24 protein-coding genes and 1 tRNA gene are annotated in these 23,052 nt (G+C 73.6%); 11 read left to right on the forward strand and 14 right to left on the reverse strand.

Annotated features, from left to right (window positions below; translation table 11 throughout):
- Positions 1–4: 4 nt before the first annotated feature.
- From ACZ45Q_RS15750 to phoU, 6 genes are all read right to left on the reverse strand, one after another.
- Complete coding sequence (locus ACZ45Q_RS15750; protein WP_468260630.1) at positions 5–292, reverse strand: helix-turn-helix domain-containing protein; 288 nt, start codon at positions 290–292, stop codon at positions 5–7.
- Positions 292–789 carry a DUF2975 domain-containing protein gene (locus ACZ45Q_RS15755; RefSeq protein WP_468260634.1) on the reverse strand — a complete coding sequence of 166 codons (498 nt, stop codon included), beginning with the start codon at positions 787–789 and terminating at the stop codon, positions 292–294. The genes ACZ45Q_RS15750 and ACZ45Q_RS15755 overlap by 1 nt, the downstream gene beginning before the upstream one ends.
- A 116-nt stretch (positions 790–905) precedes the next feature.
- Positions 906–1,280: an SCO4225 family membrane protein gene (locus ACZ45Q_RS15760; RefSeq protein WP_468260636.1), complete on the reverse strand. Its 375-nt coding sequence runs from the start codon at positions 1,278–1,280 to the stop codon at positions 906–908.
- A 123-nt stretch (positions 1,281–1,403) separates the two neighbouring features.
- Entirely contained in the window at positions 1,404–1,652 is a 249-nt protein-coding gene (locus ACZ45Q_RS15765) for an SCO4226 family nickel-binding protein (protein WP_468260639.1), read from the reverse strand.
- 163 nt (positions 1,653–1,815) lie between these two features.
- Positions 1,816–1,971, reverse strand: a complete 156-nt coding sequence (locus ACZ45Q_RS15770; protein ID WP_468260642.1) for a hypothetical protein — start codon at positions 1,969–1,971, stop codon at positions 1,816–1,818.
- 208 nt (positions 1,972–2,179) lie between these two features.
- Complete coding sequence (gene phoU / locus ACZ45Q_RS15775) at positions 2,180–2,869, reverse strand: phosphate signaling complex protein PhoU (RefSeq protein WP_468261147.1); 690 nt, start codon at positions 2,867–2,869, stop codon at positions 2,180–2,182.
- A gap of 191 nt (positions 2,870–3,060) precedes the next feature.
- On the opposite strand from phoU, the gene phoR reads away from it, so the two are divergent.
- Complete coding sequence (gene phoR / locus ACZ45Q_RS15780; RefSeq protein WP_468260645.1) at positions 3,061–4,335, forward strand: two-component system sensor histidine kinase PhoR; 1,275 nt, start codon at positions 3,061–3,063, stop codon at positions 4,333–4,335.
- Positions 4,336–4,340: 5 nt separating this feature from the next.
- Positions 4,341–5,012 carry a two-component system response regulator PhoP gene (gene phoP / locus ACZ45Q_RS15785; protein ID WP_466214042.1) on the forward strand — a complete coding sequence of 224 codons (672 nt, stop codon included), beginning with the start codon at positions 4,341–4,343 and terminating at the stop codon, positions 5,010–5,012.
- A 147-nt stretch (positions 5,013–5,159) separates the two neighbouring features.
- On the opposite strand, the gene ACZ45Q_RS15790 is transcribed toward phoP, so the two are convergent.
- Positions 5,160–5,879, reverse strand: a complete 720-nt coding sequence (locus tag ACZ45Q_RS15790; RefSeq protein WP_468260648.1) for a copper chaperone PCu(A)C domain-containing protein — start codon at positions 5,877–5,879, stop codon at positions 5,160–5,162.
- 766 nt (positions 5,880–6,645) lie between these two features.
- Between ACZ45Q_RS15790 and ACZ45Q_RS15795 the strand changes: the two genes are divergently transcribed.
- The 6 genes from ACZ45Q_RS15795 (at position 6,646) to ACZ45Q_RS15820 (ending at position 13,302) form a co-directional block, all read left to right on the forward strand.
- Positions 6,646–7,128 (forward strand): CarD family transcriptional regulator, encoded by a 483-nt coding sequence (locus tag ACZ45Q_RS15795; protein WP_003953493.1) that lies wholly within the window; start codon positions 6,646–6,648, stop codon positions 7,126–7,128.
- A gap of 269 nt (positions 7,129–7,397) precedes the next feature.
- Complete coding sequence (gene ispD, locus ACZ45Q_RS15800) at positions 7,398–8,186, forward strand: 2-C-methyl-D-erythritol 4-phosphate cytidylyltransferase (protein WP_468260651.1); 789 nt, start codon at positions 7,398–7,400, stop codon at positions 8,184–8,186.
- A complete protein-coding gene (gene ispF, locus ACZ45Q_RS15805; RefSeq protein ID WP_468260654.1) occupies positions 8,176–8,709 on the forward strand; it encodes a 2-C-methyl-D-erythritol 2,4-cyclodiphosphate synthase in 534 nt (177 codons plus the stop codon). The genes ispD and ispF overlap by 11 nt, the downstream gene beginning before the upstream one ends.
- 139 nt (positions 8,710–8,848) lie before the next feature.
- Positions 8,849–10,249, forward strand: a complete 1,401-nt coding sequence (cysS, locus tag ACZ45Q_RS15810) for a cysteine--tRNA ligase (RefSeq protein ID WP_468260656.1) — start codon at positions 8,849–8,851, stop codon at positions 10,247–10,249.
- A gap of 169 nt (positions 10,250–10,418) precedes the next feature.
- The gene (gene rlmB, locus ACZ45Q_RS15815) at positions 10,419–11,360 is read left to right on the forward strand and encodes a 23S rRNA (guanosine(2251)-2'-O)-methyltransferase RlmB (protein WP_468260659.1); all 942 of its coding nucleotides are present in this window, start codon (positions 10,419–10,421) and stop codon (positions 11,358–11,360) included.
- Positions 11,361–11,529: 169 nt separating this feature from the next.
- A complete protein-coding gene (locus ACZ45Q_RS15820) occupies positions 11,530–13,302 on the forward strand; it encodes a DoxX family protein (protein ID WP_468260661.1) in 1,773 nt (590 codons plus the stop codon).
- Between the two features lie 160 nt (positions 13,303–13,462).
- Here the strand turns inward: ACZ45Q_RS15820 and ACZ45Q_RS15825 are convergent, their stop codons facing one another.
- The 3 genes from ACZ45Q_RS15825 to ACZ45Q_RS15835 all read right to left on the reverse strand — a co-directional run bounded on the left by ACZ45Q_RS15825 (position 13,463) and on the right by ACZ45Q_RS15835 (position 16,181).
- Positions 13,463–14,197: a nucleotidyltransferase family protein gene (locus ACZ45Q_RS15825; RefSeq protein WP_468260664.1), complete on the reverse strand. Its 735-nt coding sequence runs from the start codon at positions 14,195–14,197 to the stop codon at positions 13,463–13,465.
- Positions 14,198–14,263: 66 nt separating this feature from the next.
- Entirely contained in the window at positions 14,264–14,719 is a 456-nt protein-coding gene (locus ACZ45Q_RS15830) for a hypothetical protein (protein ID WP_468261151.1), read from the reverse strand.
- 325 nt (positions 14,720–15,044) lie between these two features.
- On the reverse strand, positions 15,045–16,181 hold the full coding sequence (locus ACZ45Q_RS15835) for an ABC transporter ATP-binding protein (RefSeq protein ID WP_468260667.1): 1,137 nt from the start codon (positions 16,179–16,181) through the stop codon (positions 15,045–15,047).
- 267 nt (positions 16,182–16,448) lie between these two features.
- Here ACZ45Q_RS15835 and ACZ45Q_RS15840 point away from each other — a divergent pair.
- Positions 16,449–16,522: transfer RNA gene (locus ACZ45Q_RS15840), tRNA-Thr, on the forward strand.
- A gap of 58 nt (positions 16,523–16,580) precedes the next feature.
- On the opposite strand, the gene ACZ45Q_RS15845 is transcribed toward ACZ45Q_RS15840, so the two are convergent.
- Entirely contained in the window at positions 16,581–17,459 is an 879-nt protein-coding gene (locus tag ACZ45Q_RS15845) for an aminoglycoside phosphotransferase family protein (RefSeq protein ID WP_468260669.1), read from the reverse strand.
- Positions 17,460–17,617: 158 nt separating this feature from the next.
- On the opposite strand from ACZ45Q_RS15845, the gene ACZ45Q_RS15850 reads away from it, so the two are divergent.
- Complete coding sequence (locus tag ACZ45Q_RS15850; RefSeq protein WP_468260671.1) at positions 17,618–19,024, forward strand: NAD(P)/FAD-dependent oxidoreductase; 1,407 nt, start codon at positions 17,618–17,620, stop codon at positions 19,022–19,024.
- Between the two features lie 340 nt (positions 19,025–19,364).
- Here the strand turns inward: ACZ45Q_RS15850 and ACZ45Q_RS15855 are convergent, their stop codons facing one another.
- Positions 19,365–20,345 (reverse strand): zinc-binding dehydrogenase, encoded by a 981-nt coding sequence (locus ACZ45Q_RS15855; RefSeq protein ID WP_468260673.1) that lies wholly within the window; start codon positions 20,343–20,345, stop codon positions 19,365–19,367.
- Between the two features lie 44 nt (positions 20,346–20,389).
- Complete coding sequence (locus ACZ45Q_RS15860) at positions 20,390–21,550, reverse strand: NAD(P)-binding protein (RefSeq protein ID WP_468260677.1); 1,161 nt, start codon at positions 21,548–21,550, stop codon at positions 20,390–20,392.
- 180 nt (positions 21,551–21,730) lie between these two features.
- Here ACZ45Q_RS15860 and ACZ45Q_RS15865 point away from each other — a divergent pair, with 180 nt between their 5' ends.
- Positions 21,731–22,486, forward strand: coding sequence for a pentapeptide repeat-containing protein (locus ACZ45Q_RS15865; protein WP_468260680.1), 756 nt, complete (start codon positions 21,731–21,733; stop codon positions 22,484–22,486).
- A gap of 22 nt (positions 22,487–22,508) precedes the next feature.
- On the opposite strand, the gene ACZ45Q_RS15870 is transcribed toward ACZ45Q_RS15865, so the two are convergent.
- Positions 22,509–23,009 (reverse strand): hypothetical protein, encoded by a 501-nt coding sequence (locus tag ACZ45Q_RS15870; protein ID WP_468260683.1) that lies wholly within the window; start codon positions 23,007–23,009, stop codon positions 22,509–22,511.
- Positions 23,010–23,052: the final 43 nt, after the last annotated feature.

The following is a 23,052-nucleotide window of genomic DNA, read 5'->3' on the forward strand; positions in this document are numbered from 1 at the left end:
GGCGTCAGTTCCGCGCGGCGGCCCCCGCCGTGTCGGCGGTGCCTGCGGTGTCGACGGTGCCGGCCGGGGCGGTGTCCCCGCCCGTGCCGTCCGGCTCCCAGCGCAGCAGGTCGCCCGGCTGGCACTCCAGTACCTCGCACAGGGCCGCCAGCGTCGCGAAGCGCACCGCCTTCGCCCGGCCGTTCTTCAGGACGGCCAGGTTGGCGGGCGTGATGCCGACGCGCTCCGCCAGTTCGCCCACGGACATCTTGCGCCTGGCCAGCATCACGTCGATGTCGACGGCGATCGGCATCAGATCACCCCCTCCAGCTCTGCCTGCATCCGGTTCGCCTCGACGTCGCGGGCGACGGCCTGGGCGAGCAGCATCCGCAGGACGAGCACGATCAGCGCCACGCCCAGCACGGCCAGCGACACCCCGCAGACCAGCAGCACGACGCCGGGGGCCACGGCCTCGCCGGGCGCCAGTACGACCGCGAACGTGAACACCAGCAGCGACGCGGCCACGAACGCGCCGGTCACGATGTCGACGTAGCGGAACGCGGCGTGGGAGAAGACCGTCCCGCGGCGCACCATCGTCACCAGCCGCCATACGCAGACCAGGACGACCTGCGCCGTGACGATACCCAGCACGATGAGCAGCAGGACCGGGACCCGCAGGTGTGCGACGTCCTCGTCCATGCCCTCCATGTCCGCCGCCAGCAGCGGCACCATCACCGCCTGCACGAACACAGAACCGGCCAGCAGCACCACCAGCACGGCGCGCAGCGCGTGCACGGTCAGCCGTCCCATTGCCTCTCCCTCGATCGATGTGCGATAGGAATCTATCGAAAATCGATAGGGTCGGCAATGTGGCAGGTAGGTCTGCGCGGGGGGGGAGGGGAGAGGGGCGAGGGAGGGGATGGGTGCTACACCGTCGTCAGGTTCCGGTGGCGTCCGCGCAGCGCCCGCAGCACCGTGCCCAGGACCAGGGACTGGGCCAGGGCCGCCACGGCGATGCCGGTGACGAAGAACCAGGCCGGCGCGTCCCCGCCCCACGCCGCCTCGCCGAGCCACGCGACGATGCCGAACGCGGGCAGCGTGAACAGGGCCGGCCACACCCAGATCAGCGAGGCGTCCGGCTGGTCGGTGACGAGCGGCTGGAGCACGGCCACCGCGACGGCGGCGCCTACCAGCCCCAGATAGACCGCCGAGGCGGGATTGGCGAAGGCCAGGCGGCCGAGGGCGCGTATCCGGCGGGCACGGGTGCTGGCGGTCGGGCGGTCGGTCGGGCGGGTGTTCATCGCGTCTCCCCGAGGTTCGGCGGTGTCCGTCCCATCGTTGGACGGGGGCCGGGACCTGTCCTGAGTACCCGTACTCAGCCCGACTGAGCCCCGAGCCCACGCCCCGGCGCCGGCGAACACCCCTCAGACCGTGAGCGGAACCTCGTGGATCTCGTCGGCCTTGTGGCCCGCCCGCTCGTGGACGCGCTGGACCGCCTCCGCCGACGGGCCCTCGGAGAGGCAGTAGATCGTGCCGGACTCCGGATCGGCCCACGCCCGCTCGAAGTGGACGCCCTCCTCCTTCTCCAACGCGAGGTCGGCCTGGTGCGCCTGGTGCAGCTGGTCGGAGGTGATGCCCTCCATGCCGCGGTGTACGTCCATGAAGTGAGCCATGAACCTCGCACCTCCTTGGCTCTTGCGTTCCCTTCCATGCTGCGCCCGAGCGGAGGGCGGGGCGACCCCGGCCGGCACCGGGCGGGGCCGAGGGCGGCGACGCCGGCACGACGAGGGCCCCGGCGACGATCGCCGGGGCCCTCGCGTCGTACCTCGGACGCCGTCAGCCGCACTGGCAGGGGCCGCCGGACTGGCAGCCGCAGCCACAGCCCGAACCGCAGCCGCACGCCGCGATCAGGGGCAGGTCCCTGATCCGCGGCGGCTGCTCGGTCGGGCTCTCCTGCGTGGGGTCGGGCGGGGTGCCGGGGGATTCGGCCATGGTCCCTCCTCGGGGCTGGTGCCTGGGCCCATTGCGTGCCCTTGCATGCCATTGCATGCCCGGGGAGGCGGTCGCATCAACGGCGCACAGAGGCGCCCGCGCGCCCCGGATCAGCGCCTCCGCGCCCGCAGGACCAGGCCGCCCCGCAGGCCAGGCCGCACCCGCAGGTCCGACCGCCCCTGCCGGGCCAGGCCTCCGCCCCGCAGGGTCAGGCGCCCTCCACCCCCGCCACCGGCTGGATGTCCTGCTGCAACTCGTCCGCGTGCTCGCCGGTCACCAGGTACACCACCCGCTTGGCCACCGCGACGGCGTGGTCGGCGTAGCGCTCGTAGTAGCGGCCGAGCAGCGTCACGTCGACGGCGGTCTCGATGCCGTGCTTCCAGCGGTCGTCCATCAGGTGCTGGAACAGGGTGCGGTGCAGCAGGTCCATCGCGTCGTCGTCCTGCTCCAGCTGGAGCGCCAGGTCGACGTCCTTGGTGATGATCACCTCCGCCGCCTTCGCCATCAGGCGCTGCGCGAGCTGGCCCATCTCCAGGATCGTCGCGTGCAGGTCGCGCGGGACCGCACGCTCGGGGTAGCGCAGCCGGGCCAGCTTGGCCACGTGCTGGGCCAGGTCCCCGGAGCGCTCCAGGTCGGCCGACATCCGCAGCGAGGTGACGACGATCCGCAGGTCGGTCGCCACCGGCTGCTGCCGGGCGAGCAGGGCTATCGCCCGGGCCTCCAGGTCGTGCTGGAGTTCGTCCACCTTCTGGTCGGCCTCGATCACACTCTCGGCCAGCTTCAGATCGGCGTCGAGGATGGCGGTCGTCGCGCGCCCGATCGCCGACCCGACCAGCCGGGCCATCTCCACCAGACTGTCGCTGATCGAGTCCAGTTCCTCGTGGTACGCGTCCCGCATCTTCGGTTCCCTCTCGTACGTCATTCCAGGGGGTTCTCACTCCCACGCTTCCACGTTCCGGCCCGTACGCGTCCGTTTCCGGCACCCGAAATGAACCGGCCCTGGCTCCAAGGTGAACTCTGGGCGACGAGTGTTCGAGCTCGCACCCGGATGGCTGGGGCCGACCCCCGCACCGTGCCTAACCTGGATGCATGGACGTGAACGCGGCGGTCGCCGCAGCGGCAGCGATCGCCGGGGTGCTCACCGGCGCCATCGCCGTGCTGGCGTTCCGCTGGAGCGAGCGCGAGCAGAAGCGCCCGACCCGCACCTCCCTGCACACCGACCCGGTGCTTCCGCCCGGCGTGGACACCGTCCTGTCCGTACTGCGCTCCTCGGCCGTCGTCCTCGACGAGGCCGACGCCGTGGTCAAGGCCAGCTCGGCGGCGTACGCCCTCGGCCTGGTCCGCGGCGGCAAGCTGGCCGTCGAACCCATGCTGCAGATGGCCCGCGACACCCGCCGCGACGGGGAGATACGGCAGGTCGAGCTGGACCTGCCGCGCCGGGGCAACGGACGGGGCGACGCCCTGGCCGTCTCCGCGCGCGTGGCACCGCTCGGCTCCCGGCTGGTCCTCCTGCTCGTGGAGGACCTCACCGAGGCCCGCCGCATCGAGGCCGTCCGGCGCGACTTCGTCGCCAACGTGAGCCACGAGCTGAAGACGCCGGTCGGCGCGCTCTCGCTGCTGTCCGAGGCGGTCATGGACGCCGCCGACGATCCCGAGGCCGTGGAGCGGTTCGCCGGGCGCATGCAGATCGAGGCCACCCGGCTCACCAACCTGGTGCAGGAGCTGATCGACCTCTCCCGCGTCCAGAACGACGATCCGCTGGAGGACGCCGAGCCCGTCCGCGTGGACGAACTGGTCGCCGAGGCCATCGACCGCTGCCGGCACGCGGCCGGCACCAAGCAGATCACGATGGCCGCGGGCGGCACCGCCGACCTGCACGTCACCGGCAACCGCGGCCAGCTCGCCGCCGCCCTCGGCAACCTCGTCGAGAACGCCGTCAACTACTCGCCCGCCCGCACCCGCGTCGGCATAGCCGCCCGCCGGGTGAACACCACCGGCGGCGACATGATCGAGATCGCGGTCACCGACCAGGGCATCGGCATCTCCGACAAGGACAAGGAGCGCATCTTCGAGCGCTTCTACCGCGTCGACCCGGCCCGCTCCCGGGCCACCGGGGGCACCGGCCTGGGCCTCGCGATCGTCAAGCACGTGGCCGCCTCGCACGGCGGGGAGGTCACGGTGTGGAGCGCCGAGGGCCAGGGCTCCACCTTCACACTTCGGCTGCCGGAGGCGGGACCGTCGTCCCGCGACCGCGCACGCCGGCGACCCGACCGCACCGGCCTCGCCGACGACGCCGACCGGTCTTCCACACCCCCCCGAACATCCCCGTACGAAACGCTTCCCGCCCCGGAGGTCCTTCCGTGACCCGTGTGCTCGTCGTCGAGGACGAGGAGTCCTTCTCCGACGCCCTGTCGTACATGCTCCGCAAGGAGGGCTTCGAGGTCGCCGTCGCGACCACCGGGCCCGACGGACTCGACGAGTTCGAGCGCAACGGCGCCGACCTCGTCCTCCTCGACCTGATGCTGCCCGGCCTGCCGGGCACGGAGGTGTGCCGGCAGCTGCGCGGCCGCTCCAACGTCCCCGTGATCATGGTGACGGCCAAGGACAGCGAGATCGACAAGGTCGTCGGCCTGGAGATAGGGGCCGACGACTACGTCACCAAGCCCTTCTCCTCGCGGGAGCTGGTCGCCCGCATCCGCGCCGTCCTGCGCCGCCGCGGCGAGCCCGAGGAAGTCGCCCCCGCGGCCCTGGAGGCCGGCCCCGTCCGCATGGACGTCGACCGCCACGTGGTCACGGTCTCCGGCTCCAAGGTCGACCTGCCGCTCAAGGAGTTCGACCTGCTGGAGATGCTGCTGCGCAACGCGGGCCGGGTGCTGACCCGCATGCAGCTCATCGACCGCGTCTGGGGCGCGGACTACGTCGGCGACACCAAGACCCTCGACGTCCACGTCAAGCGGCTGCGCGCCAAGATCGAGCCGGACCCGGGCGCGCCGCGGTACCTGGTGACGGTCCGGGGGCTGGGTTACAAGTTCGAGCCGTAGACCGCCGCACGACGTCAAGCGCGTACGGCGACGAGGGCGTACGGCGACGAGAGCGTGCGGCGGCAGGGCACGACGCGTGCGCGTACGACGAGAAGGGCGGGGCCTCCGAGGGAGGCCCCGCCCTTCGTCGTGTCGTCGTACGCCGGCTCAGTGGCCGGTGCCCGCCGTCGCCGTCGCGCTGGCGGAGGCGGCGTCGGTCGCAGTGCCCGACTCGGCCGCCGAGCCGGAGGGCGTGCCCGAGGGGGTGCCGGAGGCGTCGTCCGCGCCGCCCTCGGCCGGCTCGCCGGAGGCGTGACCGCCGGCCGGGGCCGACTCGCCGGCGGACGGCGTCGCGGACGCGCCCGGGGCCGCCGGGACGTCGCTCGGGCCCCACGAGGCGTAGTAGCCCTCGGCCGGGACGACGAAGGCCTCCAGGGACACCTCACCGGTCTTGCTGAAGCTGAAGGTGACCTTCTGGGCGTCGCCCTGCCGCAGCGCCTCGCCGCTCTCGGGCAGCGTGGCGGAGGCGTTGCCCTCGCCGCCGAGGATCACCGAGCCGCCGGCCGGGACGACCACGTCGCCGCCGCCCTTGGCCGGCTTCAGCTCGGCGGACAGGTCGGTGCCGTCGACCCGCAGCGACTCCAGGGTCTGGTCGGTGCGGCCGCTGTTGAACACGGTGGCGGAGATCGCGGCCGGGCCCGTCGACTCGGGGTCCGGCTGGGTGATGACGATCGCGTTCTGGATCTCGATGTCGCCGACCGTGGTCGCCGCGTGGTCGGGCTTGATCTGGAGCGACTGCGCGTTGTTGCCGGCGCCGCACGCGGCGAGCGGGAGAATGGAGGCGATGGCGGCGGCGGCGAGGGCGCCGCGTCGAAGGCTGCTGCTCACGGCGGCGGCAACTCCTTGACTCGAGCGTGGCGGCGGCAACGGATAAAGCCGCCCTAAGTGACTGTCAGCGGCCCTTAGGTTAGCGAGCCGCTCCCGGGCCGCCGCACCCGACCCTCCCCGCGAAGGGATCACACCCCCCGGCTTCGCCCGGCAGGCGGTAGCGGGCCGGGAAGGGACCTCGTCGTCCGGTCCCGGCCGGAGCACCGCCGGCCGGGACACCGTACGTGCCGTCGGAGTGCCGTCGGAGGCGACGGAAGGGAGTCCGGGTCGCATTGATCGGCGCTCGTCCGCCATTCACATAACCGGGCCGGTGGAACCCATGGCGGAACCCCGGCATACGCCACACGGCGGAACGCGAAATTTCCGTGAAGGAATGCGCGGACACCCCGGAATTGATCACCGGCCGTCCGCCGGAGTGTCTCGTGATGGTCCCGTGATCGGGCTCGCCGGGCACCCCGTGATCAATTCCGGATTCGTCCGGAAGCCCGCACCGGCCACCGAACGGAGTAGCGGAAGTCGCACCCATGGAACCGGACATATGGGGATGTTCGGCCGCTGTGGCGGGGCTTCGGGGGTGTGTAACGTGCGCGTTTCGCTCGGCCCGAAGAGCCGCTCCCACCTGCGAATACCTTCTTCCGCTCGCCCCGCGAAGCACGTTCCTGTCGCTGTTGTCAAGCCCCGAGATATGCCCTGACCTGCGAAAACGCCATTCAGAAGACGCCGTATCCGTGTTACCCTGGATAGCCACGGAAGGGGTACCTGTCACATGACGTTCAAGGTTGGCGACACCGTGGTCTATCCCCATCACGGGGCCGCGCTGATCGAGGCTATCGAAACTCGCCAGATCAAAGGCGTGGACAAGACCTACTTGGTGCTGAAGGTCGCCCAGGGTGACCTGACGGTACGTGTGCCAGCGGACAATGCGGAGTTCGTCGGCGTGCGTGATGTGGTCGGTCAGGACGGACTGGACCGGGTCTTCGAGGTGCTGCGCGCGCCGTACGCCGAGGAGCCCACGAACTGGTCGCGTCGTTACAAGGCAAACCTGGAGAAGCTCGCCTCCGGCGACGTCATCAAGGTCGCGGAAGTGGTGCGCGACCTGTGGCGCCGCGAGCGCGAGCGCGGACTCTCCGCCGGTGAGAAGCGCATGCTCGCCAAGGCCCGCCAGATCCTGGTGAGCGAGCTGGCTCTTGCGGAGAACACCAACGAGGACAAGGCCGAGGCCCTGCTCGACGAGGTGCTCGCCTCCTGACCCGAGGCGGACCCTGACCCGGGACGCACGCGCCCGGATCAGCACACGAAATGCCGCGGTGCCCGATGACGTCTTTGCCGTCGCCGGGCGCTGCGGCATGTCCGTACCCGGACGCCGTCCGTACGCTCTCCCCGACCCCCACTCCTGGGATGCCGGGCCCGGGCAGCCGGCTCGACCGATGTCACGGAAAGGGTCCGGTCGAGGCGTCGCGCCCGGCACTCCCCAGGCCATACCCACGCCAGGCCAGCACACAAACCTGACAGGAACCGATGTCTGACGAATCGCGTCCCTCGCCCCCGGCCGCCGCCGCGCCCGCCGGTGCTCGCAGCGCCGCCGGCGCCCGTACCGCCGCCGTGATTCCCGCCGCCGGCCGGGGCGTCCGCCTCGGTCCGGGCGCGCCCAAGGCACTGCGTGCGCTGGGCGGGACACCCATGCTCATCCACGCCGTGCGGGCGATGGCCGCCTCCCGCGCCGTCTCCCTCGTCGTCGTCGTGGCCCCGCCGGACGGCGCCGCCGAGGTCAAGAGCCTCCTCGACGCACACGCCCTGCCCGAGCGGACGGACTTCCTCGTCGTCCCGGGCGGCGGCTCCCGGCAGGAGTCGGTGCGGCTCGGTCTGGAGGCGCTGCCGCCCGGATGCGACGTCGTGCTCGTCCACGACGCCGCCCGGCCGCTGGTGCCCGTCGACACGGTGGACGCCGTGGTCGAGGCCGTCCGGGACGGCGCCCCCGCCGTGGTCCCGGCGCTGCCGCTCGCCGACACCGTCAAGCAGGTCGAGCCGGCCCGCGCCCCCGGCGAGCCGGAGCCGGTGGTGGCGACGCCGGAGCGTTCGCGGCTGCGCGCGGTGCAGACCCCGCAGGGGTTCGACCGGGCCACACTGGTCCGCGCCCACGAGACGGTGACCGGCGACGTCACCGACGACGCCGGGATGGTCGAACAGCTCGGCACGCCGGTGGTGGTGATCCCCGGTCACGAGGAGGCGTTCAAGGTGACCCGGCCCCTGGACCTGGTGCTGGCGGAGGCGGTCCTGGCGCGGAGGAGGCTCAACGATGGCTTCTGAGACGAGCGCCGCCCAGGTGCCCGGGGGCGACGGGGTGCCCGCGCCGCCGCTGCCCCAGGTCGGCATCGGCACCGACATCCACGCCTTCGAGGACGGGCGGGAACTGTGGTGCGCGGGGCTGAAGTGGGAGGGGGAGGGGCCCGGTCTGGCCGGGCACTCCGACGCCGACGTCGTCGCGCACGCCGCGTGCAACGCGCTGTTCTCGGCCGCAGGGCTGGGCGACCTGGGACAGCACTTCGGCACCGGGCGGCCGGAGTGGTCCGGGGCGTCCGGGGTGGCGCTGCTGACGGAGGCGGCGCGGATCGTGCGGGAGGCCGGGTTCCGGATCGGGAACGTCGCCGTGCAGGTCGTCGGGGACCGGCCGAAGATCGGCAAGCGGCGGGACGAGGCGCAGAGGGTGCTGTCGGAGGCCGCGGGGGCCCCGGTCTCGGTGTCCGGTGCGACCACGGACGGACTCGGGTTCCCCGGGCGGGGGGAAGGGCTGATGGCGGTGGCCACGGCGCTGGTGGTGCGGACCGGCTGAGGTGCGCGCCGGCGGAGGCGGGGGTGCCGTGGGCGGGGCCCCGCCCCGTCGCCCGTCGGCTCGGTCGGCCGGGAGGTGCCCGGTGTCCCAGCACGGGAATCGGCGCGAGGCACTGGCTCGCGCCTACTACCCTGGACTCGTGACTATTCGCCTGTACGACACCAGCGCCCGGCAGATCCGTGACTTCACCCCGCTCACCGAGGGCTGCGTCTCGATCTACCTGTGCGGCGCCACCGTGCAGGCCGCACCGCACATCGGGCACATCCGGTCCGGGCTGAACTTCGACATCATGCGCCGCTGGTTCGCGTACCGCGGCTACGACGTCACGTTCATCCGCAACGTCACCGACATCGACGACAAGATCATCAGGAAGGCGGCGGACCAGAACCGCCCCTGGTGGTCCATCGGCTACGAGAACGAGCGGGCGTTCGACGACGCCTACACCGCCCTCGGCTGCCTCCCGCCGACCTACGAGCCCCGCGCCACCGGCCACATCACCGAGATGGTCGAGATGATGCGGACGCTCATCGAGCGCGGCCACGCCTACGAGGCCGACGGCAACGTCTACTTCGACGTACGGTCCCTGCCCGGTTATCTGTCGCTGTCCAACCAGGACCTGGACGAGCTGCGCCAGCCCGCCGGCGAGGGCGAGACCGGCAAGCGCGACCCGCGGGACTTCGCCATGTGGAAGGCGGCCAAGCCGGGGGAGCCGAGCTGGGAGACGCCGTGGGGGCGGGGGCGTCCGGGCTGGCACCTGGAGTGCTCGGCGATGGCCCACAAGTACCTGGGCAGCGAGTTCGACATCCACGGCGGCGGCATCGACCTGATCTTCCCGCACCACGAGAACGAGATCGCCCAGGCCGAGGGCTTCGGCGACGCGTTCGCGCGCTACTGGGTGCACAACGCGTGGGTCACGATGAGCGGCGAGAAGATGTCGAAGTCGCTCGGCAACAGCGTGCTCGTCTCCGAGATGGTCAAGCAGTGGCGCCCGATCGTGCTGCGCTACTACCTGGGCACCCCGCACTACCGCTCGACCATCGAGTACAGCGAGGAGGCCCTGCACGAGGCGGAGGCGGCGTTCGCCCGCATCGAGGGCTTCGTGCAGCGCGTCACCGAACTGGCCGGCGACGCCGTCGAGCCCGCCGCCGACGTGCCGCCCGCCTTCGCCGAGGCCATGGACGACGACCTCGGCGTCCCGCAGGCGCTGGCCGTGGTGCACACCACCGTCCGGCAGGGCAACAGCGCGCTGGCCGCCGACGACAAGGAGGCCGCCGTCGCCCGCCTCGCCGAGGTCCGCGCCATGCTCGGCGTGCTCGGCATGGACCCGCTCGACGCGCACTGGGCGAGCGAGACCGACCAGGGGCAGCAGCTCCACGGTGTCGTCGACGACCTCGTCCGGCTGGTCCTCGACCAGCGCGAGGCCGCCCGGGCCCGCAAGGACTGGGCCACCGCGGACGCCATCCGCGACCAGCTCAACCGGTCGGGACTGGTCATCGAGGACGGCCCGCAGGGACCCCGCTGGAGCCTCGGCTCCCGGTAGGGCCGGCCCCGGCTCCCGCCGGGGGCCCGGCGCCCGTCCGTACCCCGGCTCCCGTCGGCGCACGGACCCGCACGGCTTGATCGAGTGTGCCGCCCGGGCCTCCGGGCGGCACACTGCACAAGACAGACGTACGACGCACACCCCCGTCAGAGAGCGAGACAGGTAACTCATGGCCGCGAACAACCGCCGCATGTCCGGCAAGAAGGGCGCGCAGGTCGGCAGCGGCGGCAAGCGGCGCCGGGGCCTGGAGGGCAAGGGGCCCACGCCCCCCGCCGAGATGCGCAAGGGACACGCCAAGCAGCGCGCCGCCCAGGCCAAGGCACGCCGCGCCCAGGGGCGCGCACAGGGCCGGCGCGGCGGCGGCCGGTCGGCCTCCGAGCTGGTCGTCGGCCGCAACCCCGTCGTCGAGGCGCTGCGCGAGGGCGTGCCCGCCACCACGCTCTACGTCCAGCAGTTCATCGACAACGACGAACGCGTCCGCGAGGCGCTCCAGCTCGCCTCCGAGCGCGGCGGCATCAACCTGATGGAGGCCCCGCGCCCCGAGCTGGACCGCATGACGAACGGCCTCAACCACCAGGGGCTGGTGCTCCAGGTCCCGCCGTACGAGTACGCGCACCCCGAGGACCTCCTCGACGCCGCCGCCGAGGAGGGCGAGGACCCGCTGATCGTCGCCCTCGACGGGGTCACCGACCCGCGCAACCTCGGTGCCGTCGTCCGCTCCGTCTCCGCCTTCGGCGGCCACGGCGTCGTCGTCCCCGAGCGGCGCGCCGCCGGCATGACCGCGGGCGCCTGGAAGACCTCCGCCGGTACGGCCGCCCGCACGCCGGTCGCCCGCGCCACCAACCTGACGCGCGCGCTGGAGGCGTACAAGAAGGCCGGCGTCGTGGTCGTCGGTCTCGCCGCCGACGGCGACGTCGAACTCGGCGACCTCCAGGCCCTGGAGGGACCGGTCGCCGTCGTGGTCGGCAGCGAGGGCAAGGGCCTGTCCCGTCTGGTCGGGGAGACCTGCGACTTCCGGGTGCGCATCCCGATGCCGGGCGGCGCCGAGTCGCTCAACGCCGGTGTGGCGGCCGGGGTCGTGCTCTACGAGGCGGCGCGGCGCCGGAGTTGACCCCGGCGAGCGCGGGTCCGCGGGCTCCGACGCGCGAGGACCGCGGGGCGAACCGCTGTTCGATGGTGTAGCCCGAACGGGGTGTTCCGGGCGGTCGGGACAAGCTTGACGGGGTCCGGACAGATCCGGCCGGTCAAGACAGTGTCCTAACGACACGTCACTCGGTTAGATGAGTGTGGACACCAGAACACCCCGCACACCCACGGGGGACCGCTCGTCGGGATTCGACGACGCTCCCGCGCTGAGCATGGTGAAGGTGCCGAGCGATCCGGCCCAGGTCATCGTCAATCACGCGAGCTTCCGCGTGCAGCTGGGCGCCTCGGCGCGAGGCGCCCGCTCCCCGAGGGTCGCGCGGCACTTGACCGCCACCCAGGACACCGCCCCCATCCCCGCCGTCGCCCCGGCCGGGCACGCGGGTGCCGGCGCGGCGGTCACCGCGGGCGCCGCCCCCGCCCGCCGCCGGCCCGTCGTGTGGAGCGGCAGGTCCGACCCGGACGACACCGGCGCCCACCGGCTCCTCCAGGCGGTGCGGGCCGGCGCCGGCCGCCATCCCGACGACCAGGCCGCCGACGCCGCGGAGGCCGGTGCCACCCAGGTCATCCCCCGCGTCGGCCTCGACGGCCCCGCCGCCGGCGACGACTACGCCGACGACCTCACCACGCAGACCGTCCCGACCCCCGTCGTCGGCGCCCAGCGCACCCCGGGCCACCCCGACGGCACCCGGCTCCTGCCCGCCATGCGCACCGTCGGCAGCGCCTACGACGAGCCCGGGTACGGCACGCCCGGGTACGAGGAACCAGGCCACGAGGGCCACGACGGCTACGACGACGCCGACTTCCGCGGCGCCGGGACCGAGGCCGACGAGCGGCCCTCCCGCCGCCACGGCGACGACCCCGCGCGGCACGCCTACTTCCCCGGCCGACGCATGAACCTCGGGGTCGTGCTGCTGCCCCTGCGGGTCTTCCTCGGCTTTATCTCCATCTACGCCGGCATGGGCAAGCTCTGCGACCCCGTCTACTTCGACGGCGGCAAGCGCGGCTCCATGGTCACCTGGCTCAACACCCTGCACCCCTGGGAAGTCGCCGAGCCCCTGCGCCAGTTCGCCCTCGCCCACCCCGTGGGCTCCGGACTGGTCATCGCCTTCCTCCAGGTCATCGTCGGCGTGCTGACCGTCCTCGGCTGCTGGCAGCGCGTCGCCGCCGTCGTCGGCGCACTGCTCTCCGCCGCGCTGCTGGTCACCGTCAGCTGGAAGGCCGTCCCCGTCTACGACGCGCCCGACATCATCTACCTCGCCGCCTGGTCCCCGCTGATCATCGCCGGCGCACCCGTCTACTCCGTCGACGGCCGCCTCGCCGGCAGCGCCTGGCGCCGCCTCGGGCCCCGCGCCGCCATCTGGGACCTGCGCCGCTACGTGCTGCGCCGCGGCGCCCTCGTCACCTTCCTCGTCACCGGTGTCACCCTGCTGATCGGCTCGCTGCTCGGCGGTGCCGTCCGGGACGCCGACCGCGTCGTCGTCCCCGGGCCCGGCGAGGCCCCGCGCAACGAACTGCCCGGCTCCCCGCTCCCGCAGGACCCCGGTGAGCGGCAGCGCACCAGCCCCGAGGCCACCTCCTCGCCCACCCGGGGCGCCACCTCCTCCGGCACGACCGCCGGGCCGTCCAGCGCCGCCACCCCGGGCGCGACCCGCGACACCAGCGGCCGCACCGCGGGCGGCGCGCCCAGCCAGACGCAGGGCACCACCGGCCAGGCCCCGCCGCAGCAGACCTCCCCGGGCGGCGCCCAGGCCCCGAGCACCAGCGCGGGGCCGACCAGCGGCGGCAGCGCCACCGGCGGCGCGGGCAGCGGCCCGACCGGCGGCACCGGCAGCGAGACCGGCAGCGGCGACGGGGAGGGCTCGTCCAGCAGCGGGCGTCCCGGACTCGTCGGCGGCCTGCTCGGCTAGCCGCACCGGCCCGCGGTACGGGGAGGGCGTACCGGCCGCAGTCACGGCGACGGGGTCCCGCACCACTGGTGTGCGGGACCCCGTCGCCGTACGGCGACCGGCCGTTCGGCCGCGGTGTGCGTGGGCGGTGGTCTACGGGCTATGGGCGAGGGCGGTGGGCTCAACGCCCTTGCGCCGCGAGTTCCTTCGCCGCCTCGGTCAGGTCCTTCGCCGTGTCGATAGCCCGCCAGTAGGAGCCCTGCGGGATCGGGAAACCGGCCAGCCGGCGCTCCCGGGCCAGCCTCGGGAACGTCGTCCGCTCGTGGTCACCGCGCTCCGGGAGCAGCTCGGCGAAGGCCGCGGAGAAGACGTACACCCCCGCGTTGATCTCGAACGTGGACGGCGGCGCCTCGATGAAGTCCGTGATGTGACCGAAGCCGTCGGTCTTCACCGCGCCCCACGGCAGTCGCGGGCGGGCCAGCGCCAGCGTCGCGACGGCGTCCCGCTCGGCGTGGAAGTCCGCCATGTCACGCAGGGAGAACCGGGTCCAGATGTCGCCGTTCGTGGCGTACCAGGGCCGGTCGGGGTGGGGCAGATGCGCGGCGGCGTACTTCAGGCCGCCGCCGCGGCCGAGGGGCTCGGTCTCCACGACGGTCGTGACGGAGACGGGCAGATCGGTGGTCTCCAGCCACTTCTGGAGCACTTCGGCGAGATGGCCGCAGGAGATCACGACGTCCGTGACGCCCTCTTCGGCGAGCCAGGAAAGCTGATGGCCGATGATCGGCGTCCCCGTGCCGGGGATCTCGACCATCGGCTTGGGCCGGTCGTCGGTGTACGGACGCAGCCGGGAACCCTGTCCGCCGGCCAGGACGACGGCTTGCACGGGGCGGCGGGACGCAGCGCTCGGATCGGTCATGCCCGAACTGTACGTGGCGCCCCGCCCGCGGTGTTCGACCGCTGCCGTGCCCGGCCGCCGCCCTGGTCACTGGTGCGCGGCGAGCACCCCCGAGGCGAAGGCGGTGTCACAGACGGGACGCGCGTACGACTGGGCGCGGGTCGGGCCGTAGACGCGTACCGCGGCGCGGCCCAGGGCGCGGGCGATGGAGGCGCAGTGCTTGGCCAGCGAGGGACGGTCGTCGACCGCCTGCTGGAGGTGGGTGAGCGCGACGCCCGGGTCCTCTTCCTGGAGTTCGGTCAGCAGCCGGTCGCGCAGCACCTCGTGCGGGGCGCGGGCGGCGGCGGGCGAGGAGGCCTTCGACGAGGTCGCCTGGGACGCGGCGAGCACCGAGTCCGAGGGGCTGCCGGACCAGTTGACCCGGGTGACCGCGAGCGTCCCGGACAGCACCAGGACGACGGGCAGGACGAGGGCGAGGGAGCGGCCGATCCGGCGGGCGGGGCCCCGGCCGCGTCGCGTCTGTGGGGTGGTGGAGTGCTTCACGGAGTGCTTCACGCGAGTGAGGGTAGCGCCCGGTAATGATTTGGCGACATTTGGTCACCGTTTCGAGGGACGAAAAAGGGCTTCGGGTCGGGTGACAGGTTGACGCACACCGCTCGAAACGTCCGATGTGCCGGGGTATTTGTCGACAACGGGAAGGGCCCCGCAGCAAGCCGCGGGGCCCTTTTTCGTCAGCACGGGTGAATCCCGGTCGACGGACGGTCCGTTGGGGGTCCCCCGGGGGGAATTCCCCCTCGGGGGAACGTCCGTCGGGGGACGTCCGCCCGGGGAACGACCGCCGAGGAGCGGCCGGACCGTCGGCCGGGGATCAGTCGGAGAGGCGCTCGCCCGTCGACGTCGAGAACACGTGGGTCTCGCCCGGCCGCGGCACGACGTGCACGGTCGCGCCCTTCTCCGGCACCGCACGGCTGCTGACCCGGACGACCAGGTCCTTCGTCTCGCCGCCGACGTCGACCGTGCCGTAGATGTAGCCGTCGGCGCCGGTCTCCTCCACGACGTTCACCGCGACCGCCAGGCCCGCCGGGGCGTCGTCGGCGTCCTTCGACAGGGACGCGGAGGACCCGCCGTTCAGCTCCACCACGTCGAAGTGCTCCGGGCGGACACCGACGGTGACCGTGCGGTCGCCCTTGTCGGCGGCGGCCGTCAGCGCCTCGCGGCTGACCGGCACCACGCTGTTGCCGAACTTCACGCCGCCGTCGGTGATCGGCACCTCGATGAGGTTCATCGCGGGGGAGCCGATGAAGCCGGCGACGAAGAGGTTGGCGGGCTTGTCGTACATGTTCCGCGGGCTGTCGACCTGCTGGAGCAGACCGTCCTTGAGCACCGCGACCCGGTCGCCCATCGTCATGGCCTCGACCTGGTCGTGGGTGACGTAGACGGTGGTGATGCCCAGGCGGCGCTGGAGCGAGGCGATCTGCGTACGCGTGGAGACGCGGAGCTTGGCGTCCAGGTTGGACAGCGGCTCGTCCATGAGGAACACCTGCGGCTCACGCACGATCGCGCGGCCCATCGCCACACGCTGGCGCTGACCGCCGGAGAGCGCCTTCGGCTTGCGGTCCAGGTATTCGGTGAGGTCGAGGATCTTCGCGGCCTCCTCGACCTTCTGCCGGATCTCCGCCTTGTTGACGCCCGCGATCTTCAGGGCGAAGCCCATGTTGTCGGCGACGGTCATGTGCGGGTAGAGGGCGTAGTTCTGGAACACCATGGCGATGTCCCGGTCCTTCGGCGGCAGGTGCGTGACGTCGCGCTCACCGATGCGGATGGCGCCGGCGTTCACGTCCTCGAGCCCCGCGAGCATCCGGAGCGAGGTGGACTTGCCGCAGCCGGACGGGCCGACCAGGACGAGGAACTCCCCGTCCTCGATCGCGATGTCGAGTGCGTCGACGGCGGGCTTGTCGGAACCCGGGTAGATCCGGGTCGCCTTGTCGAACGTAACTGTGGCCATGGTGAATGGGCCCCCTTCTACCGGCAGGAACGTGCCGGACGATCCGTTGTAGGAAGGCGGAGCCACGACGGGTCATTCCGTTGTGGTGTAGTCCACACGCGTGAACTGGCTCAGGACGGTACCTGGCGTTCACCTGTTCTGTCAGTACCCGTGGGGCTGTGAACTTCGCCGGAACTCTCGGCCCCGCCCACGGCGCGCACAACGCCGTGGCCCGGGGAAAGGGCTCTGTGTACAGTGGAGCAGCCTCCGCGCGTGCGCGTGCGCGGTGCCTCCTTAGCTCAGCTGGTTAGAGCGCCGCTCTTGTAAAGCGAAGGTCGTCGGTTCGAATCCGACAGGGGGCTCTTCGGCACGGTGACGGCCCCCGCCTGTTGCAGGCGGGGGCCGTTTGTGTGGTCGGGGTCATCTCAGCAGGCGGGCGATCTGGAGTTGTTCCGGCTCCAGGGGGTCGCCGTCCTCCACGTTCCACAGGGTGTTCTGGAGGACGCGGGCGAGGGTCCAGGCCCGGGCGCGGTCGCGGTCCAGGGCCAGGGCGTCCGTCAGGGCGTCGAAGCGCCAGTGGACCTCGGCGGGGTCGTAGCGGTTGTCGATGGCGGGCAGGAGGTCGAAGCCCGGGTCGCCGGCGAGGGGTTTGGGGTCGATGGCGAGCCAGGGGGCGCGGTCGGAGGCCAGGACGTTCTCGTAGTGGAGGTCCCAGTGCAGGAGGCGGTCGCCGGGTTCGTCCACGACCTCGCGCAGCGCGGCGGCGCAGTCGGCGATCAGGGCGCGGTGGGCCGGGTCGGGGATGCGGGGCAGCGCCCGGGGGGTCCGGTCGAGCATGGCGTGGGCGATGTCGCCGAGGCGGCGCATGCCGGGCGGGGCGGGGGTGGCGGTGAGGTGCGCGAGCAGGCGGGCGATGACCGAGACGGCCTCGCGGGAGTCCTCGACGTGGCTGAGCATGCGGGTCGGGTCGAGGCGTTCGAGGAGCATCGTGCCGGTCGGCGGGTCGTGGTCGAGGAGGCGTACGGCGCCGTCGCCGTCCCAGATGCGCAGGGCGGTCGGTTCGGCCTCGGTCTCCTCGTCCAGGATCTGGAGTTTGAGAGCGGCGGGGGTGCCGTCGCAGCGGCGGACCACGGGCAGGACGAGCGCCGCCCAGCCGTGCATGGCGGGCCCGTCGAGGCGGAGGTCCCAGCGGTCGAGGTGCTCGGCCGCGAGGGCGGGCAGGGCGGCGATGAAGGCGCGGCCGGCGTCTCCGTTGTACTTCGCCTGGGCGGCGGCGAGGGCGTCCGGGATGTCGATCACGTGGTGTGACGGTACGGGGGCGGCGGGGTCGGCGCATGCGGATATCCGGCGCCGGGCGGCGGGGGTCGGCGCAGGCGGATGTCCGGTGCCGGGCGGGGGCGGAAGTCCACGGATTCCGTAGCAGACAGGCGGTGCCGGCGCGGGTTAACGTCCCGGTCATGAGCAGCTCGACCAGCGGTGTCGTGAACGGTGGCATTTCGTTCTGGTACGTGGACGACGGTCTTCCGGCGGTGCGGGAGCCGCTCGGCGGGGACGCGTCGGCGGACGTGGTGATCGTCGGGGGCGGGTACACCGGCCTGTGGACGGCGTACTACCTGAAGAAGGCGGCGCCGTTCCTGCGGGTGACGGTGCTGGAGCAGAAGTTCTGCGGGTACGGGGCCTCGGGGCGCAACGGGGGCTGGCTGTACAACGGGATCGCGGGGCGGGACCGGTACGCCAAGCTGCACGGCCGTGAGGCGGCGGTGCGGTTGCAGCGGGCGATGAACGCCACCGTGGACGAGGTGATCCGGGTCGTCGAGGCCGAGGGGTTCGACGCCGGTGTGCACAAGGGCGGGGTGCTGGAAGTGGCGCGTACGCCCGCGCAGTTGGCGCGGCTGCGGGCGTTCCACGAGACGGAGCTGGCGTTCGGGGAGGAGGACCGGGAGCTGTACGGCGCCCGGGAGACGGCCGAGCGGATCAGGGTGGCGGGCGCGGTGGGCTCGTCGTGGACGCCGCACGGGGCGCGGGTGCATCCGGTGAAGCTGGTGAAGGGGCTGGCCGCGGCGGCCGAGGCGCTCGGGGTGACGATCCACGAGTCCACGCCGGTGACGGAGATCCGGCAGGGGCGGGCGGTGACGCCGTACGGGACGGTGCGGGCGCCGTACGTGCTGCGCTGCACGGAGGGGTTCACGGCGGCGCTGAAGGGGCAGCGGCGGACGTGGCTGCCGATGAACTCCTCGATGATCGCGACCGAGCCGCTGTCCGGGGAGCAGTGGGCCGCCATCGGCTGGGAGGGGCGCCAGACGCTGGGCGACATGGCGCACGCGTACATGTACGCGCAGCGCACGGCGGACGGCCGGATCGCGCTGGGCGGGCGCGGGGTGCCGTACCGCTTCGGGTCGCGGACGGACAACGACGGCGGTACGCAGGCGGCGACGGTGGAGGCGCTGCGGGAGATCCTGGTGGGCTTCTTCCCGTCGCTGGCGGGGGTGCGGATCGAGCACGCCTGGTCGGGGGTGCTGGGAGTGCCGCGGGACTGGTGCGCGACGGTCACCCTGGACCGGTCGACGGGGCTGGGCTGGGCCGGCGGATACGTCGGTTCCGGGGTGGCGACGGCGAATCTGGCGGCGCGGACGCTGTGCGACCTGGTGCAGCAGGCCTCGGGGCAGGCGGGGCGCACGGAGCTGACGGAGCTGCCGTGGGTGGGGCACCGGGTGCGGCGCTGGGAGCCGGAGCCGCTGCGCTGGCTGGGGGTGCAGGGGATGTACGCCGCGTACCGGGCGGCGGACCGCCGGGAGACGGTGACGCACAGCGCCGGGTCGTCGCGGCTGGCCCGGGTGGCGGACCGGGTGGCGGGGCGGGGCTGACGGGCGCGCCGGCCCCGGTGGCGCGAGCGGGTGGGCACGGGCGGGTGCGGGGCGGCTCGGGGTGGGTCGGGGTGTGCGGGGGGTGCCTGCGGCTTGCGGTTCTGTGTCGGGTGCGGCTCGCGGTCTGTCTCGGGTGCGGCTGTGCTGGGGTGGCGGGTTGTGCGGTGCGGCCTGCGGCCTGCGGCCTGCGGCCTGCGGCCTGCGGCCTGCGGCCTGCGGCCTGCGGCCTGCGGCCTGCGGCCTGCGGCCTGCGGCCTGCGGCCAATGGGCTGCGGCTGCGTCGGGGTGTCGGTGCCCAGGCCCGTCCCGGGGCCCAGCACAGCGCGGGCAGGGTCTCGGGTCAGGGTTCCAGGACCACCTTGCCGGTCGTGCCGCGGGTCTCGAGGGCCCGGTGCGCGGCGGCGGCCTCGGCGAGCGGGAAGCGCTGGACGGCGGGGGTGAGGCGGCCCTCGGCGGCCTCGGTGAGCGCGCGCAGTTCGAGGGTGCGCATCGGGTCGGGCCCGCCGGCCCTCTCCAGCATCACCGGGCCGAGAACCTGCTCGGAGACGCCGTCGACGAGGTAGGGCCCGCCGTCGCGCAGGCCCTCGCCGGACCAGCCGAAGACCAGGTGCCGGCCGCCGGGACCGAGGAGGGCCACCGCCTCGCGGGCGACGGTGCCGCCGACGCCGTCGAGGACGAGGGTGGCGGAACGTCCGCCCAGGTGGGCGCGGACCTTGCCGGGCCAGTCGGCCGCCTTGTAGTCGACGGCGAGGTCGGCGCCGTTGGCCTCGACGCGGGCCACCTTCTCCGGGCCGCCGGCGAGGCCGATCACCGTGGCGCCGGCGTTCTTCGCGTACTGCACGAGCAGCGTGCCGAGGCCGCCGGCCGCCGCCGGTATCACGGCGACCGCGTCGGGGCCGAGGTCGGCGAACTGCACGATCCCCATCGCCGTACGGCCCGTGCCGATCATGGCGACGGCCGCGGCGAAGTCCAGGCCGCCGGGGATCTCGTGCAGCCGGCCCGCGTCGGTGACGGCCAGCTCGGCGTAGCCTCCGGGCGCGAAGCCGAGGTGGGCGACGACGCGCTTGCCGAGCCAGCCGTCGTCCGTGCCCTCGCCGAGGGCGTCCACCACGCCGGCCACCTCGCGGCCGGGGACGGTGGGCAGGACGGGCGGTTCGGGGGCGGGGCCCCGCATGCCCTCGCGCAGGGCGGTGTCGAGGAGGTGGACCCCGGCCGCCCGGACGGCGACGCGGACCTGGCCGGGGCCCGGCACCGGGTCCTCGACCCGCTCGTGGACGAGGTTCTCGGCCGGGCCGAAGGCGTGCAGACGGATGGCGTGCATGGAAGCCCCCTGTGCTTCTCGGTGTCTGCCGCCACTCAACGACCTCAAGCTTGCTTGAGGTCAAGTTCCCGTCGGCCGAGGGCCAGGGACACGGCGGTCAGCGCGCTGGTGAACGACACCTCCGACAGCACGCCCGGGGCCGCGACCTGGTCGCCCGCCAGATACACGCCGTCGCCGCGGTCGACGGCGGGCCGGTCGCGCCAGGTGGTGCCGGGCGGGTCGACGGCGCCGGTACGGCCGCTCGCCACGGCCTCGCGCCGCCAGGTGACGCGTTCGCGCCAGCCCGGGAAGCCGAGGTCGAGGAGCTGCTCGGCGCGGGCGACGCCGGCCGCCTTCGGCTCGTCGGGGGCGAGGGGGATCTGCCCCTGGACCAGCTGCTCGCCGGCGGGCGCCAGCGACCGGTCCTGTGCGGTGAACCGCTCGATCCAGCCCGGCGCGTCCAGGTCGGAGACGGCGAAGGCGTCACCGCGCCGGGTCCGCACCGCCAGGTCGATCAGGGCGGTGCGCCCGCTGGGCCAGACCAGGGAGGCGTCGCCCAGCAGCCGGCGGGCGGCGTCGAGGGAGGTGGCGACGACGACCGGCGTGTCGGTGGGGAGGGCGTCGACGCGGGACAGGGTCTCCATCCGGACACCGAGGTTCCAGGCGTGGGCGGCCATGCGGTCGATGACGGACCCCCAGCCGCCGCGCGGATAGTGCGCCTCGGGCGGCAGCTTGGCGGTGCGGCGCAGCCGCTCCTGGACGAAGGCCGCCGAGAGGGAGCCGGGGTCGTGGTGGAACAGCGCCACGGCCGTGTAGTGGGCGGCGGCGCGGGCGCCCTCCTCACCGGCGACGCCGGTCGCCCAGGTGCGGAAGTCGACGTCGACGGGTGCCCGGCGGACGCCGGGCCGCAGCAGCTTGAGCATGGCGAACGGCGGGGTGCGGCGCAGGACGCCGCGGTGCCGCAGCCGCAGCCGGGCCGCCTCCAGCGGGGGGATGGGGGCGAGCGGCCCGACGAGGTCGCGCCGCCGGAGCCAGGACCAGTGCGGGCCGCCGTTGTAGAGGGCGTGCGGGCCCTCGTTCGTGCGGTACGGGCCGTCGGCGGTCCGGGCCCGTCCGCCGAGGGTGTGGTGGGCCTCGTGCAGGGTGACTTTGGCGCCGGCCTCGGCGGCGGTGATGGCCGCGGTGAGTCCGGCGAAGCCGCCGCCGATGACGGTGATCCGGTGCATCGGGGAATCTCCCTTGTTCGTCCTACTGCGCTCGTGCCGGTACGACGTCCGCGGGGCTTGGAGATGTGACATCGGGACGGCGGGCGGAGCGTCCGTGCTGGTCGGACGGGTTGTCAGTGGCGGGGTGCAGCATGGGGGCGTGGCGAAAAGAGAGCGGCGGACGGCGGCGGCGGTGGCGGCGTGAGGGGTGCGGGCGGCAGCGGGGGCGCGGGCGGTGGTGGTGGCGCCGGGCGTGCGGGCCGCGCCGGGCGTGCGGGCGGCAGCGGGCGGGCGGCGGTGCGGGCGGCCCGCCGTCCGGAGCTGCGGCTTCCGCCGCTGGAGGCGTACGGCGGCGGGCTGGAGCCGGACGGGGACTACGACGGCCTCGAGTTCGCGGACGCCGACCTCACCGGGCAGGGCGGGGCGGGTGCCCGTTTCCTGGACTGCGCGCTACGGGGGTGCGTGCTGGACGGGACGGTGCTGACCCGTGCCCGGCTGCTCGACTCGGTGCTGACCGGGGTCCGCGGGGTGGGCACCGGGCTGGCCGAGGCCACCCTGCGCGATGTGGAGCTGGTCGACGCCCGGCTCGGCGGGACGCAGCTGCACGGTGCGGTGCTGGAGCGGGTGCGGGTGCGCGGCGGCAAGATCGACTTCTTGAACCTGCGCTCGGCCCGCCTCAAGGACGTCGTCTTCGAGGGCTGCGTCCTGGTCGAGCCGGACTTCGGCGGGGCCCGGCTGGAGCGGGTGGAGTTCGTGGACTGCGCGCTGAAGGGGGCGGACTTCAGCGCGGTCACCTTCGTGGACGCCGATCTGCGGGGCGCCGCCCCGCTGGAGATCGCCCGGGGCGCGGAGCGGCTGGCGGGCGCGGTGATCAGCCCGGCGCAGCTGCTGGACCTGGCGCCGGTGTGGGCGGCGGAGCTGGGCGTGCGGGTGCTGCCCGAGGACACGGGCTCCTAGCGCCTCCGCTACCGGACGCGGCTCACGGCACCCGGGGAAAGCGGGACTGGAGGGTCCAGATCGCCGGGTTGTCCGCCAGGTCCTCGTGCATGTCGGTGAGGTCGGCGATCAGGTCGTGCAGGAAGTCGCGGGCCTCCCGGCGCAGTTCGGCGTGGGAGAAGGACAAGGGGGGCTCGGACGCCGGCAGCCACTCGGCCTCGACGTCGACCCAGCCGAAGCGGCGCTCGAACAGCAGCCGGTCGGTGGACTCGGTGAAGTCCAGTTCGGCCCGCTGGGGCCGGGAGGCGCGGGAGCCGGCCGGGTCCCGGTCGAGGCGCTCGGCGATGTCGCACAACGCCCAGGCGAAGTCGAGCACCGGCACCCATCCCCAGGCTGTGGACAGTTCCCGGTCGGTCTCGGTGTCGGCGAGGTACACGTCCCCGCAGAACAGGTCGTGCCGCAGGGCGCGCACGTCGGCGCCGCGGTAGTCGGTCTGCGGAGGGTCCGGGAAACGGGCGGAGAGGGCGTAGCCGATGTCGAGCACGGGGGTGATGGTGTCATGCCGGGGACGGTCCCCGGCCACGGCC

It is taken from the genome of Streptomyces sp. NPDC031049 (assembly GCF_055571015.1).

Coding starts and splice junctions, on each gene's coding strand:
- ACZ45Q_RS15750 (WP_468260630.1), bottom strand. CDS start 292: ATGCCGATCGCCGTCGACATCGACGTGATGCTGGCCAGGCGCAAGATG.
- ACZ45Q_RS15755 (WP_468260634.1), bottom strand. CDS start 789: ATGGGACGGCTGACCGTGCACGCGCTGCGCGCCGTGCTGGTGGTGCTG.
- ACZ45Q_RS15760 (WP_468260636.1), bottom strand. CDS start 1,280: ATGAACACCCGCCCGACCGACCGCCCGACCGCCAGCACCCGTGCCCGC.
- ACZ45Q_RS15765 (WP_468260639.1), bottom strand. CDS start 1,652: ATGGCTCACTTCATGGACGTACACCGCGGCATGGAGGGCATCACCTCC.
- ACZ45Q_RS15770 (WP_468260642.1), bottom strand. CDS start 1,971: ATGGCCGAATCCCCCGGCACCCCGCCCGACCCCACGCAGGAGAGCCCG.
- phoU (WP_468261147.1), bottom strand. CDS start 2,869: ATGCGGGACGCGTACCACGAGGAACTGGACTCGATCAGCGACAGTCTG.
- phoR (WP_468260645.1), top strand. CDS start 3,061: ATGGACGTGAACGCGGCGGTCGCCGCAGCGGCAGCGATCGCCGGGGTG.
- ACZ45Q_RS15795 (WP_003953493.1), top strand. CDS start 6,646: ATGACGTTCAAGGTTGGCGACACCGTGGTCTATCCCCATCACGGGGCC.
- ispD (WP_468260651.1), top strand. CDS start 7,398: ATGTCTGACGAATCGCGTCCCTCGCCCCCGGCCGCCGCCGCGCCCGCC.
- ispF (WP_468260654.1), top strand. CDS start 8,176: ATGGCTTCTGAGACGAGCGCCGCCCAGGTGCCCGGGGGCGACGGGGTG.
- rlmB (WP_468260659.1), top strand. CDS start 10,419: ATGGCCGCGAACAACCGCCGCATGTCCGGCAAGAAGGGCGCGCAGGTC.
- ACZ45Q_RS15820 (WP_468260661.1), top strand. CDS start 11,530: ATGAGTGTGGACACCAGAACACCCCGCACACCCACGGGGGACCGCTCG.
- ACZ45Q_RS15825 (WP_468260664.1), bottom strand. CDS start 14,197: ATGACCGATCCGAGCGCTGCGTCCCGCCGCCCCGTGCAAGCCGTCGTC.
- ACZ45Q_RS15835 (WP_468260667.1), bottom strand. CDS start 16,181: ATGGCCACAGTTACGTTCGACAAGGCGACCCGGATCTACCCGGGTTCC.
- ACZ45Q_RS15850 (WP_468260671.1), top strand. CDS start 17,618: ATGAGCAGCTCGACCAGCGGTGTCGTGAACGGTGGCATTTCGTTCTGG.
- ACZ45Q_RS15855 (WP_468260673.1), bottom strand. CDS start 20,345: ATGCACGCCATCCGTCTGCACGCCTTCGGCCCGGCCGAGAACCTCGTC.
- ACZ45Q_RS15860 (WP_468260677.1), bottom strand. CDS start 21,550: ATGCACCGGATCACCGTCATCGGCGGCGGCTTCGCCGGACTCACCGCG.